12 protein-coding genes and 1 pseudogene are annotated in these 12,422 nt (G+C 73.1%); all 13 read right to left on the reverse strand.

Annotation, left to right across the window (positions count from 1 at the left end; translation table 11 throughout):
• Positions 1-159: 159 nt before the first annotated feature.
• Positions 160-510, reverse strand: coding sequence for an Lsr2 family protein (locus AB0O19_RS04565; protein ID WP_350878401.1), 351 nt, complete (start codon positions 508-510; stop codon positions 160-162).
• 91 nt (positions 511-601) lie between these two features.
• Positions 602-1,138 carry an amino-acid N-acetyltransferase gene (locus tag AB0O19_RS04570; RefSeq protein WP_350878402.1) on the reverse strand — a complete coding sequence of 179 codons (537 nt, stop codon included), beginning with the start codon at positions 1,136-1,138 and terminating at the stop codon, positions 602-604.
• A 10-nt stretch (positions 1,139-1,148) separates the two neighbouring features.
• Positions 1,149-1,586 (reverse strand): BlaI/MecI/CopY family transcriptional regulator, encoded by a 438-nt coding sequence (locus AB0O19_RS04575; RefSeq protein WP_363589010.1) that lies wholly within the window; start codon positions 1,584-1,586, stop codon positions 1,149-1,151.
• A gap of 262 nt (positions 1,587-1,848) precedes the next feature.
• Positions 1,849-3,384 (reverse strand): annotated as a pseudogene (lysX, locus tag AB0O19_RS04580) (bifunctional lysylphosphatidylglycerol synthetase/lysine--tRNA ligase LysX); the annotation flags it as partial.
• 115 nt (positions 3,385-3,499) lie between these two features.
• The gene (locus AB0O19_RS04585; protein WP_363589008.1) at positions 3,500-4,240 is read right to left on the reverse strand and encodes a hypothetical protein; all 741 of its coding nucleotides are present in this window, start codon (positions 4,238-4,240) and stop codon (positions 3,500-3,502) included.
• A gap of 155 nt (positions 4,241-4,395) precedes the next feature.
• Complete coding sequence (locus tag AB0O19_RS04590; protein WP_350878407.1) at positions 4,396-5,181, reverse strand: type III pantothenate kinase; 786 nt, start codon at positions 5,179-5,181, stop codon at positions 4,396-4,398.
• A gap of 30 nt (positions 5,182-5,211) precedes the next feature.
• Entirely contained in the window at positions 5,212-6,183 is a 972-nt protein-coding gene (gene nadC, locus AB0O19_RS04595; RefSeq protein ID WP_063348830.1) for a carboxylating nicotinate-nucleotide diphosphorylase, read from the reverse strand.
• 4 nt (positions 6,184-6,187) lie between these two features.
• Entirely contained in the window at positions 6,188-7,861 is a 1,674-nt protein-coding gene (locus tag AB0O19_RS04600; RefSeq protein ID WP_363617793.1) for an L-aspartate oxidase, read from the reverse strand.
• Between the two features lie 16 nt (positions 7,862-7,877).
• The gene (gene panD / locus AB0O19_RS04605; RefSeq protein WP_363587738.1) at positions 7,878-8,327 is read right to left on the reverse strand and encodes an aspartate 1-decarboxylase; all 450 of its coding nucleotides are present in this window, start codon (positions 8,325-8,327) and stop codon (positions 7,878-7,880) included.
• Between the two features lie 78 nt (positions 8,328-8,405).
• Entirely contained in the window at positions 8,406-9,311 is a 906-nt protein-coding gene (panC, locus tag AB0O19_RS04610) for a pantoate--beta-alanine ligase (protein WP_363587740.1), read from the reverse strand.
• Entirely contained in the window at positions 9,311-10,240 is a 930-nt protein-coding gene (locus AB0O19_RS04615) for a DUF2520 domain-containing protein (protein WP_363618039.1), read from the reverse strand. Before AB0O19_RS04615 ends, panC begins: the two co-directional genes overlap by 1 nt.
• A 221-nt stretch (positions 10,241-10,461) precedes the next feature.
• The gene (locus tag AB0O19_RS04620; protein WP_350878413.1) at positions 10,462-11,151 is read right to left on the reverse strand and encodes a response regulator transcription factor; all 690 of its coding nucleotides are present in this window, start codon (positions 11,149-11,151) and stop codon (positions 10,462-10,464) included.
• Between the two features lie 37 nt (positions 11,152-11,188).
• A complete protein-coding gene (locus AB0O19_RS04625) occupies positions 11,189-12,415 on the reverse strand; it encodes a sensor histidine kinase (protein WP_363587743.1) in 1,227 nt (408 codons plus the stop codon).
• Between the last annotated feature and the right edge of the window lie 7 nt (positions 12,416-12,422).

A 12,422-nucleotide genomic window follows, 5' to 3' on the forward strand; every position in this document is an offset into this window, starting at 1 on the left:
CGCGCCCCGGACGCCCCCCGGTACCGGTGGCCCTGCGGCCCCCGGGGTGCGCGCCGCGGGGCGCGGAGGAGAGTCCTCCGCGCCCCGCGCGTGTGTCGTCGGCGCCGTGTGCGGCCGCCGGGGCCCCGCATCCGCTCCGGCGTTCCGGCGGCGCCGGGGTCAGGACGCGTTGGCCTTGTCGTAGGCCTCGCGGACGGTGCTCGGCACCCGGCCGCGGTCGTTGACCTCCATGCCCTGCTCCTTGGCCCACGCGCGGATCTTCGCGGTGTCCGGCGCGCTGCCGGAGGGGCGCGGCGCGGTGCCGCGACCCGGGCGCCGCGGGCCGGCGAGCCGGCCGCTCTGCTTGCGGCCCTTCTCCACGTACGGCGCCAGCAGACCGCGCAGCTTGTCCGCGTTGACGCTCTTCAGGTCGATCTCGTAGGCAACGCCGTCGAGCGCGAACGTCACCGTCTCGTCCGCCGAACCACCGTCGAGATCGTCTTCAAGAATGACCTGCACCCTCTGTGCCACGGGCTTCCCTTTCCGCTAAACGACCCATTGCCTAAGGAAAGGAAAGCGCCTTTCTCCGGAAAACACAAACCCTTGACCGGCGCGGAGCCGCTCAGAGGTGCAGCAGCATGCGCGAGTTGCCCAGTGTGTTGGGCTTCACCCGCTCCAGGTCAAGGAACTCCGCGACACCTTCATCGTACGAGCGGAGAAGTTCTTCATAGACATCCGTAGCGATCGCCGCCGGGTCTGTCGTACCATCATCGGTTTCCTGAAGCTCTCCGATCTCGACGAAACCGTGTTTCGCGAAGAACGGAACCTCGAACGTCAAGCAGAAAATCCGACGGACGCCGAGCCAGCGCGCGGTCTGCAGCAGCTTCTCCAGCAGCAGGTGTCCGACCCCGAAGCCCCGGCAGGACGGATCGACGGCGAGCGTGCGGACCTCGGCCAGGTCCTCCCACATCACGTGCAGGGCGCCGCAGGCCACCACCGCACCGGTGTCGTCGCGTTCGGCGACCCAGAACTCCTGGACGGATTCGAACAGTGTGACTGTGGGCTTGTCGAGCAGAATGCCGTCGCGCGAGTAGGCGTCGATGAGCCCGCGTACGGTCCGCACGTCCGTGGTCCGCGCACGGCGGATGGTGACCTCCATGGCCGGGACGTTATCGTGTCGCGCCCGGCGGGGTCTCCCCGGTATCCGGTCCCGGCTCCGCGGATTCGGCGGGGGGCGGATCCGGCGGGAACAGAGCGGTGACCCGCAAGGCGTCCCGCAGCGCCTCGCGCTGCCCGGGCGACATCAGGCCGAAGAAGTGCACCAGGGCCGCGGCCGGATTGTCACTGGTGGCCCACGCGTCGTTCATCAGCGCGGCGGTGTACGCCTCACGGGACGAGACCGGTTCATATCGATAGGCCCGGCCGACCCGCTCGCGGCGCAGCCAGCCCTTTCTGTGGAGCTTGTCCAGGACGGTCATCACCGTGGTGTACGCGATTTCGCGTTCCGACTGCAGATCCAGGAGAACCTCGCGAACCGTCACCGGCCGGTTCCACTGCCACACCCGGGTCATGATGGCGTTCTCAAGTTCACCGAGTTGCCGGACCATAGTGCGGCCAGGATAGGGAGTGAATGGGGCAAATCTTGTGAAGTGCGCCAAACCGGCGCGCCGCCACCCCCGGAATCGGGAATGGCGGCGCGTCGGTGGTTCGGCGGCTGACGGTGTCAGTCGCGGGTTCGCTCGCGGGTCAGTCGAGGTCTTCCTTGGCCTTCTGGGCTCCGCCCTGGCTGCGGATGATGGCCCGCACCAGGAATCCGAAGCCGATCGCCATGACCAGCGGCGGCACGATCGCGCTGACGTAGTCCATCAGTCACTCCTCCTCGGTCTTCTCCGCCGTCGCGGCGGAAGCCTTCGCCTCCGGCTTCACCAACGGGAAGAGCACGGTCTCCCGGATGTTCTTGCCGGTCAGCAGCATGATCAGGCGGTCCACCCCGAGGCCGAGGCCGCCGGTCGGCGGCATCGCGTACTCCAGGGCCCGCAGGAAGTCCTCGTCGATCTGCATCGCCTCGACGTCGCCGCCGGCCGCCAGCAGGGACTGCGCGGTCAGGCGGGCGCGCTGCTCGACCGGGTCGACCAGCTCGGAGTAGGCGGTGCCGATCTCGGTACCGAAGATCACCAGGTCCCACTTCTCGGCCACGCCCGGCACCGAGCGGTGCTGGCGGGTCAGCGGGGAGACCTCGGTCGGGTAGTCCTTGATGAAGGTCGGCCGGACGGCGTTCTCCTCCAGCAGGCGCTCGACCATCTCCAGCACGATCTGACCGTGGCCCCAGTCCTTGTCGAACGGGATGCCGTGGTCGAAGGCCAGCTTGCGCAGCTCCTCGACGCCGGTCTCCGGGGTGACCTCGACGCCCAGCCGGGCGGAGATGCCCGGGTAGACGGAGACCTCCTCCCACGGCTCGGCCAGGTCGATCTCGTGCTCCACGCCGTGCGCGTCCAGGCCCTTGATCACCGTGGTGCCCAGCGCGTCCCGGGCCGCGTTGACGATCGTCTCGCGGATCAGCTCGGCCTGGGTGTCGTAGTCGCCGTACGCCTCGTACGACTCCAGCGAGGTGAACTCCGGGTTGTGGGTGGAGTCCGCGCCCTCGTTGCGGAAGTTGCGGTTGATCTCGAAGACCTTCTCGGCGCCGCCGACCACCAGCCGCTTGAGGTACAGCTCGGGGGCGATGCGCATGTAGAGGTCGATGTCGTACGCGTTGATGTGCGTCTTGAACGGGCGGGCGTTGGCGCCGCCGTGCACCGGCTGCAGCATCGGGGTCTCGACCTCGATGTAGCCGCGGTCCTCGTAGGTGCGGCGGATCGAGCGGACCACCTTGCTGCGCAGGTGCAGGATCTCGCGGGCCTCGGGGTTGACGATCAGGTCGACGTACCGCTGGCGGACCCGGGCCTCCGGGTCGGTCAGGCCCTTGTGCTTGTCCGGCAGCGGGCGCAGGCACTTGGCGGTGAGCTCCCAGCGGTCCACCATCACGGACAGCTCGCCGCGCTTGGAGGTGATCACCTCGCCCTCGACGCCGACCTGGTCGCCCAGGTCGATGTCCGTCTTCCAGGCCGCCAGCCGCTCCGCTCCCAGCTTGTCCAGGGAGAACATCACCTGGAGGTCGCCGGTGCCGTCGCGCAGCGTGGCGAAGCAGAGCTTGCCGCCGGTGCGGGAGAGGATCACCCGGCCGGTGACGCCGGCCCGCTCACCGGTCGCGGTGTCGGGTTCCAGGTCCGGGTGCTTGGCGCGCAGGTCCGCGATGGTGCTGGTGCGGGGGAAGCCGACCGGGTAGGGGTCGACACCGGCCGCCCGGAGCCGGTCCAGCTTCTCGCGCCGGACGCGCATCTGCTCGGGAAGGTCGTCGGTCGCGGGGATGGGGCTCTGATCGCTCACCCCACAAGGGTAGCCAGCCACACACCGTGCTCCGCCACGGGATAACGCAGGAGGGGGGCCGCGTCGGCGGTCCCCCTCCTCGGGTGCGGGCGGCTCAGCCGGTGCCGGTGGCGAGTTCGATCTCGTCCGGGTCCGGCGCGGCCGGGGGCGCGGGGTGGGCGGGGGGCTTGGGGCGGCGCCCGAAGAGTTCGGCCGGGGTGGGCATCCGGTGCGGGCGGGGCGGGTTCTGGGGGGCGGTGGGCCGCTCGGCGGGGGAGTCGGTGCTGCTCATCGTGATCCGTCCTCCAACAGGGGTGGGGAGACTGCTCGGGGGTGCGGCGGGGCTCGGTACGACGACGAGGTGGCGGGGCTGCCCGGTGGTGAGGGCGAGCCGCTCGCGGACGGCGGCCTCGGCCAGCGCGTGGCAGCGGCCGGCCAGCCGGGAGCGGCGGGCGCGTTCGCCGTGGCCGCACGGCTGGCGGGTCAGCCCGCGCAGCGCGGTGAGGTCCTCCGGGCCGGGCAGGTAGCCGTCGGTCACGGCTTCCTCCAGGCGTTCCAGGTAGCCGGGGGCGCTGCCGGGCAGGGCCGCCCGGTAGCGCCCGAGGTCGGCGAGCAGGAAGGCGCGCAGCCGGCCGCCCTCCTGGACGGCCTCGTCGATCGCCTCGGTCAGACGCAGCGCGTCCTGGACGTCCTCCGCCCACAGCTCGGCGCCCGGGCCGGCGAACACCGGACGGTCGGGGAGCTGGAGGTGGACGGGGACGGCGGGGTGCAGGGCTTGGGCGAGGGCGCGGCGCAGCACGCGGACTTCGTCGGCGCTGAAGGCCATGCCGCCGCGCGATCCGTGTGGCGTAGGCATGGGCTGACACTACGTGAGGAATATCCGATTTGTCGGTAGCGTCGCGCCGACGCCCCACGTTCGGCCCGGCGGAATCGGCCGCGGGAGTGGGGGAGGACGCGCGTCGGCGCCCCCCGGACGGACCGGGGGGCGCCGACGGGGGCCCCGGGGGCCGGTCAGGCCGGGCGGTTGCGCTCGAAGACCAGGCGCAGGCCGATCAGGGTGAGCCAGGGCTCGTGGACGTCGATGGTGGAGGCCTCGCCGAGGACCAGGGGGGCCAGCCCGCCGGTGGCGATCACCTGGACGTCGTCCGGGTCCTTGGACAGCTCCTTGGCCATCCGGTCGACCAGGCCGTCGACCTGGCCCGCGAAGCCGTACAGGATGCCGGACTGCATGCCCTCGACGGTGTTCTTGCCGATCACGTTGCGGGGCCGGGCCAGCTCGATCTTGCGCAGCTGGGCGCCGCGGACACCGAGCGCCTCCACCGAGATCTCGATGCCGGGGGCGATCGCGCCGCCCACGTAGTCGCCGCGGGCGTTGACGGCGTCGAAGGTGGTGGCGGTGCCGAAGTCGACCACGATGCACGGGCCGCCGTACAGGTGGTTGGCGGCCAGGGCGTTGACGATCCGGTCGGCGCCGACCTCCTTGGGGTTGTCCATCAGGACGTGCACCCCGGTCTTCACGCCGGGCTCCACGATCACCGCGGGGACGTCGCCGTAGTAGCGGCGGGTCACCTCGCGGAGCTCGTGGAGCACGGCGGGAACGGACGAGCAGATCGCCAGGCCCTCCACCGCGGCCTCCCGGACCGCGGTGTGGTTGCCCATCAACCCCTGTAGCAGCACTGCCAGTTCATCGGCCGTGCGGCGCGAATCGGTCGAGATCCGCCAATGTTCCACCACGTCCTCGCCGTCGAACAGGCCGAGCGTGGTCTGGGTGTTGCCGACGTCGATGGTGAGGAGCATGGGGCGCTTTCTGCGAGTCGGGACGGGAGGTCAGGCGCGCAGGTCGAGGCCGATGTCCAGGATCGGCGAGGAGTGGGTGAGCGCGCCCACCGCCAGGTAGTCGACACCAGTCTGGGCGACCTCGCGCGCGGTGGCCAGGGTCAGGCCGCCGGAGGCCTCCAGCTTCGCCCGGCCGGCCACCAGCTCGACGGCCTCCTTCAGCTGCGGGACGGTGAAGTTGTCCAGCAGGATCAGGTCGGCCCCGGCCGCCAGCACCGGCGGGATCTGCTCCAGGGTGTCGACCTCGATCTCGACCGGCAGGTCGGGGTAGGCGGCCTTGACGGCCCGGAAGGCCTCGGCGACGCCGCCGGCCGCGACCACGTGGTTGTCCTTGACCAGGGCGGCGTCGGACAGGGCCATCCGGTGGTTGGCGCCGCCGCCGCAGCGCACCGCGAACTTCTCCAGCGCGCGCAGGCCCGGGGTGGTCTTGCGGGTGTCCCGGACGACGGCGCCGGTGCCCTCCAGGGCGTCGGCCCAGGCGCGGGTCGCGGTGGCGATGCCGGACAGGTGGCAGAGCAGGTTGAGCGCGCTGCGCTCGGCGGTGAGCAGGTCGCGGGTGCGGGAGCGGACCGACAGCAGGACCTGGCCGGCCTCGACCCGGTCGCCGTCCTGGACGTGCCGCTCGACCTCGAACTCCTCCTCGCAGATCAGCGAGACGACCGCCTCGGCGATCCGCAGGCCGGCCACCACGCCGGCCTGGCGGGCGGTGAAGTCGGCGGTGGCTACGGCCTCGGCGGGCACGGTGGCCACCGAGGTGACGTCCTCGCCGCCGGCCAGGTCCTCGGCCAGTGCCAGGGTGGCGATGTCCTCGACCTCGATCGGGTCCAGCCCGGCCTGCTCCAGCAGCTCGGCCAGCTGCGGGTCCAGGCCGGTCTCGTAGCCCTCGCCGTCCCCGCAGGCGCAGCCGTCGCCGCAGCCGCCCTGGGCGTCGGCCAGGGGGAGTTCCTCGTGGGAGTGGGTCATGGTTCTACTGCTCCTCAGGGGTGCTGACGGGGCCGCCGGAGGCGGTGAGGGTGGTGATCAGGTGGCGCCGCCAGTGGGCGTCGTCGCGCTCGGGGAAGTCCTCGCGCCAGTGGCAGCCGCGGGTCTCCTCGCGCTGCGCGGCGGCCGCGACCAGCGCGGTGGCGACCAGCAGCAGGTTGGCGGCCTCCCAGGTCTCCACCCGCGGGTCGGCGGGCTTCTCCTCGGCGACGTGCGCGTGGGCCTGCTCGGTGAGCAGGGCCAGCCCGGCGGCGGTGCCGGCCATCGTGGCGGCCGAGCGCAGCACGCCCGCGCCGCGCGACATCAGCCGCTGGATCTCGGCGCGCGACTCGGGGGCGGGCAGCGGCACCGGCCGTGCGGCGCGGGCGGCGGCGACGTCCACGGCGCGCTCGGGCAGTGCGCCGCGGCGGTGCCGGTCGGCGAGGTCGGCGGCGATCCGCTCGGCGAAGACCAGGCCCTCCAGCAGCGAGTTGGAGGCCAGCCGGTTGGCGCCGTGCACCCCGGTGCAGGCGACCTCGCCGCAGGCGTACAGGCCGGGGACGCTGGTGCGGCCGTGCCGGTCGGTGCGGATGCCGCCGGAGGCGTAGTGCGCGGCCGGGGCGACCGGGATCGGCTCGGTGACCGGGTCGATGCCGTGCGCGCGGCAGGAGGCGAAGATGGTCGGGAAGCGCTGCTGCCACATCTCGGCGCCGAAGTGCCGCCCGTCCAGGTACATGTGCTCGGCGCCCTGCTCCTGCATGCGCCGGGTGATCGCCTTGGCGACGATGTCGCGCGGGGCCAGTTCGGCCAGCTCGTGCTGCCCGAGCATGAAGCGGGTGCCGTGCGCGTCCACCAGGTGGGCGCCCTCGCCGCGGACCGCCTCGGAGACCAGCGGCTGCTGGCCCTCGGCCTCCGGGCCGAGCCAGAGCACGGTCGGGTGGAACTGGACGAACTCCAGGTCGGTGACGGCGGCGCCGGCCCGCAGGGCGAGCGCCACGCCGTCACCGGTGGAGACCGCCGGGTTGGTGGTGGCGGAGAAGACCTGGCCCATGCCGCCGGTGGCGAGGACCACCGCGCGGGCCCGGACGGCGCCGACGCCGTCGCGCTGGCCCTCGCCCATCACGTGCAGGGTGAGGCCGGCGGCGTGCCCGTCGGCGTCGGTGAGCAGGTCGAGGACGAGGGCGTGCTCGATCAGCTCGACGCCGGGGTCGTTGCGGACGGCTTCCACCAGGGCGCGCGATATCTCGGCGCCGGTGGCGTCCCCGCCGGCGTGCGCGATCCGGCGGCGGTGGTGGCCGCCCTCGCGGGTGAGCAGGATCTCGCCGTCGGCGCCGCGGTCGAAGGCGGCGCCGACGGCGATCAGCCGGCGGACGGCGTCCGGGCCCTCGGTGACCAGGGTGCGCACGGCCTCCTCGTCACAGATCCCGGCGCCGGCCACCAGGGTGTCGTCCAGGTGCTGCTCGGGGGTGTCGCCCTCGCCCAGGGCGGCCGCGATGCCGCCCTGGGCCCAGCGGGTGGAGCCGTCGTCCAGCATCGCCTTGGTGACCACCATGGTCCGCAGGCCGGCCTTGCGGGCGTTGAGGGCGACGGTGAGGCCGGCCACCCCGGAGCCGACCACGACCACGTCGGTGGTGGCGGTCCAGCCGGGGGCCGGGGCGGTGAGGCGGTGCGTGGCGGACATGGCGTCAGTGGCTCCTTCAGCGCGCGGCGGTCGGGGCCGCGCCGTTGCCGTCACCGTACGCCCCGTCGCCGCGGAGCAGTCCGGTGCCCTCCGGGGCCTCGGCGGGGTCGCCGCCCAGGCCGGTGATCCGGTTCCGCTCGTCCACGAAGACGATGCTCGGTTCGTAGCCCTTGGCCTCGGCCGTGTCCATCTGCCCGTAGGCGATGAGTATGACCAGGTCGCCGGGGTGGACCAGGCGGGCGGCGGCGCCGTTGATGCCGATCACGCCGGAGCCGCGCGGGCCGGCGATGGTGTAGGTCTCCAGCCGGGCCCCGTTGTCGATGTCGACGATGTGGACCAGCTCGCCGGGGAGCAGGTCGGCGGCGTCGAGCAGGTCCTCGTCCACCGTGACGGAGCCGACGTAGTGCAGGTCGGCCTGGGTCACGGTGGCCCGGTGGATCTTGGACTTGAGCATGGTGCGGAGCATTGCGGGTCACGCCTCCTGTGAGTGCATGCCTGAAAGGGGAGCTCTTGCCGAACGGTTCCGTGCCGGGTGGCCGGTTGCCTAGCGGCAGATGACGTGGACGTTGTCGATCAGGCGGGTGGAACCCACCTTCGCGGCGACGGCCAGCACCGCCGCGCCCTGGAAGTCGTCCGCCGCTTCGCTGAAGTCGTGCGGGTCGATCAGGGCGAGGTAGTCGAGGGTGATGCCTTCGGCCGCGTCCAGGACGGCCGAGGCGGCCTCGCGGACGGCCTTCGGGCCCTGGGCGGCGGCGTCCCGGCCGGCGAACAGCGCCTTGGAGAGGGCGAGGGCCTGCTCGCGCTCGTCGGTGGAGAGGTAGCGGTTGCGCGAGGAGCGCGCCAGCCCGTCCTCCTCGCGGGCGGTCGGCACCCCGACCACCTCGACGTCGAAGTCCAGGTCGGCGACCATCCGCTGGATGATCGCGAGCTGCTGCGCGTCCTTCTCGCCGAAGAACGCGAAGTCCGGGTCGGTGATGTGCAGCAGCTTGGCGACGACGGTCAGCACGCCGTCGAAGTGGCCGGGGCGGGTGGCGCCCTCGAAGCGCTCGCCCATCGGGCCGGCCGACAGGCGCACCTGCGGCCGGCCGTTCGGGTACACCTCGTCGACGGAGGGCGCGAACACCACGTCGGCGCCGTTCTCCTCGGCCAGCTTCACGTCCTCGTCCAGGCTGCGCGGGTAGCGCTCCAGGTCCTCGGCCGGGCCGAACTGCAGCGGGTTGACGAAGACCGTCACCGCCACCCGGCCCTCCTGGCCGACCTGCTTGCGGGCGGCCCGGATCAGCGCGGCGTGGCCCTCGTGCAGCGCGCCCATGGTCATCACGACGGCGTTGTCGACCGGGCGCTCGTCCGGCCAGAACGCGGCCTCGAAGTCGTCCACGGTGCGGGTGACGACGGCCCGGTGGACCTTCGGCGCCCGCTGGGTCCTGACCGGCTGCTTTCCGCGTGCCATTAGCGATTCTCCTCGTTCAGTACGTCCAGCAGCGCCGCCGCCGACGCTTCGTCGATCGTCCCGTTGGCGAGCGCCCGCTGCGCGGTGGCGCGGGCCATCGCCCGGTAGGCCGCCGGGATGTCCGGGGACACCGTACTGAGCTGCGCCAGGTGGCGCCGTACGGTGCCCGCGTCGCCCCGGGCGACCGGGCCGGTGAGGGCCGCGTCGCCGGAGCGCAGGCTGTTGTCCAGGGCGGCGCCGAGCAGCGGGCCGAGCAGCCGGCCGGGCTCGGCGACGCCGGCCGTGCGCAGCAGGTCCATCGCCTGCGCGACCAGGGTGACCAGGTGGTTCGCGCCGTGCGCGAGGGCCGTGTGGTAGAGCGGGCGGACCTGCTCCGGCACCCACTCCGGCTCGCCGCCCATCTCCACCACCAGCGCCTCGGCGACCGGCCGCAGCTCTTCGGGGGCGGTCACCCCGAACGGGCAGCCGGCCAGCCGGTCCAGGTCGACGGAGGTGCCGGTGAAGGTCATCGCCGGGTGCAGCGCCAGCGGCAGCGCCCCGGCCAGGGTGGCGGGCTCCAGGATGCCGACGCCGTGCGCGCCGGAGGTGTGCACCAGCAGCTGCCCGGGGCGGACGGCGCCGGTCGCGACGAGGCCGGTCACCAGGTCGGCCAGCGTGTCGTCCGGCACGGTGAGCAGCACCAGGTCGGCGGCGGCCAGCACCTGCGGCGGGGTGACGATCCGCACCCCCGGCAGCAGCGCCTCGGCGCGGCGGCGGGAGGTGGCGGACACCCCGGAGGCGGCGACCACGGTGTGCCCGGCGAGCTGCAGGGCGGCGCCCAGCGCCGGGCCGACCCGGCCGGTGCCGACCACGCCGACGGCCAGCCGGGCCGGGCGGTTGCCGGGGTCGGTCGGGTCGTCGGCGTAGCCCGGGTGGCTCGGGTCGTTCAGGTGGCTCGGATCGCCGAAGCCGTCGGCGAGCGGGGCGAACCCGCCGTCGGCGGCGTGGTCGGCACTGTCGGACGTGTTCACGGCCCGGCCCTCGTCCTTAGCTCCTCGTTCCGGTCCTCTTCGGGTACCGGACGTACCGGCCCATTCTACGGGCGCTCAGCCGGTCCTCCACGGGGTGCTCCACGGGATGCCCGGGGATACCCGGGGATGCCCGGGGGCGCTCAGTCCGTCGCCCCGGCCCGGATCAGCCCGGCCTCGTAGGCGAGCACCACGGCCTGGACCCGGTCGCGCAGGCCGAGCTTGGCGAGGATCCGGCCGACGTGGGTCTTCACGGTGGCCTCGGAGAGCACCAGCCGGGCCGCGATCTCGCCGTTCGACAGCCCCTGGGCGACCAGCAGGAACACCTCCCGCTCCCGCTCGGTCAGCGGCCCGAGGGCGTCCGCGCCGGGCGCGCTCTGCGGAGTCGGCAGCACCTCGGCGAAGCGGTCGATCATGCGGCGGGTGGTGGTCGGCGCGACCACCGCGTCCCCGCCGTGCACCGCGCGGATCGCGGCCACCAGCTCGGTCGGCGGGACGTCCTTGAGCAGGAAGCCGCTGGCGCCGGCCTTGAGCGCGGCGAAGGCGTACTCGTCCAGGTCGAAGGTGGTCAGGATGAGCACGTGCGGGGCGTTGGGCACGGGGCTGCCGTCCTCGGCCAGGCAGATCCGGCGGGTGGTCTGCACCCCGTCCAGGCGCGGCATCCGCACGTCCATCAGGATCACGTCCACCTCGGTGTGCCGCAGCTGCTCCAGGGCCCGGGCGCCGTCGCCGGCCTCGGCGACGATCTCGATGTCGCCCTGCGACTGCAGGATCATCCGGAAACCGGTGCGCAGCAGTTCCTGGTCGTCGACGAGCATCACGCGGATGGTCAAGGTGGCTCCTTCAGGGGGCGTCGGGGGGACCGGGGGGTTAGTGGGCCGCCTTGAGCGGCAGGATGGCGCGGATCCGGAAGCCGCCGCCGGGGCGGGGGCCCACGTCGAGGCTGCCGCTGACCATGCCGACCCGCTCGCGCATGCCGATCAGGCCGTGACCGAGGCCGTCCGTGCCGCCGGTGGCCAGTTGCTCGTCGGTGCTGCCGCGGCCGTCGTCCTCGACCAGGACGGCCAGCTCGCGCTCGCCGAAGTCGACCGCGACCCGGGCGTGCACGTCGGGGCCGCCGTGCTTGCGGACGTTGGTCAGCGCCTCCTGGACGATCCGGTAGACCGTCAGCTCGACGCCGCGCGGCAGCTCGCGCGGATGCCCGGAGGTCGCGTAGTCCACCTGAAGCCCGGCCGTGCGGACCTGCTCCAGCAGCTCCGGCAGTTCCTCGACGCCCGGCTGCGGCACGTACTCCTCGGCGGTGTCGGCGGTGCGCAGCACGCCCAGCAGGCGGCGCATCTCGACCAGCGCCTGCCGGCCGGTGGACGCGATCGTGCCGAGCGCCTCCTTCGCCTGCTGCGGCGAGTTGTCGAGCACGTACGCGGCGCCGTCGGCCTGGACGATCATCACCGAGACGTTGTGCGCGACCACGTCGTGCAGCTCGCGGGCGATCCGGGCGCGCTCGGCGGCCACCGCCACCTTGGACTGGGCGTCCCGCTCGCGCTCCAGCCGGGCGGCGCGGTCCTCCAGCTCGGTCAGGTAGGCCCGGCGCACCCTGGTCAGCCGCCCCCACGCCCAGCACAGGATGAACGGGGTGCTCATCAGCAGCGTGATCAGCGCCGCCTCGCCGAAGGAGTACGGGCGGGTGTGGAAGTCCCCGGCGCCGTTGGAGACCGTCTTCAGCGGGTGGAGCTGCCAGAACACCAGTGGCCCGGCGGCCAGCCCGGCGACCAGCGCCAGCCGGGACGTCCACTTCTGGCCGAAGGCGGCGCCGGTGTACGCGAACACCAGGTAGGCGATGGAGGAGGCGGCCGGGAGGACGTCGGCGGCCACCTGGCCGAGGCCCAGGCCGGTGGCGGCGGCCACGGTGACGTCGGGGAAGCGTCGGCGGAAGACCATGAGCGCGGGCAGCAGCACCGCGATCAGGATCTGTGCGTCGAAGCGCCAGCCGTCGCTGGAACTGTCGTTCGGCAGCAGGCTGGCGAAGAGCACCATCGCAGCCCAGGCGGCGTCGACCACCACGGGGTGACGGCGGAGCCAGGCGTTGAGTCGATGCACGTCTCCA

Origin of the sequence: Kitasatospora sp. NPDC091276 (genome assembly GCF_040684355.1) — a bacterium.
Taxonomy (GTDB): domain Bacteria; phylum Actinomycetota; class Actinomycetes; order Streptomycetales; family Streptomycetaceae; genus Kitasatospora.

Excerpts from the sequence above, each read along its gene's own strand:
- AB0O19_RS04570 (WP_350878402.1), bottom strand. The coding sequence starts at position 1,138 with ATGGAGGTCACCATCCGCCGTGCGCGGACCACGGACGTGCGGACCGTA.
- AB0O19_RS04590 (WP_350878407.1), bottom strand. The coding sequence starts at position 5,181 with ATGCTCCTCACCATCGACGTCGGCAACACCCAGACCACGCTCGGCCTG.
- AB0O19_RS04585 (WP_363589008.1), bottom strand. The coding sequence starts at position 4,240 with ATGCCTACGCCACACGGATCGCGCGGCGGCATGGCCTTCAGCGCCGAC.
- AB0O19_RS04600 (WP_363617793.1), bottom strand. The coding sequence starts at position 7,861 with ATGTCCGCCACGCACCGCCTCACCGCCCCGGCCCCCGGCTGGACCGCC.
- panC (WP_363587740.1), bottom strand. The coding sequence starts at position 9,311 with ATGGCACGCGGAAAGCAGCCGGTCAGGACCCAGCGGGCGCCGAAGGTC.
- AB0O19_RS04575 (WP_363589010.1), bottom strand. The coding sequence starts at position 1,586 with ATGGTCCGGCAACTCGGTGAACTTGAGAACGCCATCATGACCCGGGTG.
- panD (WP_363587738.1), bottom strand. The coding sequence starts at position 8,327 with ATGCTCCGCACCATGCTCAAGTCCAAGATCCACCGGGCCACCGTGACC.
- nadC (WP_063348830.1), bottom strand. The coding sequence starts at position 6,183 with ATGACCCACTCCCACGAGGAACTCCCCCTGGCCGACGCCCAGGGCGGC.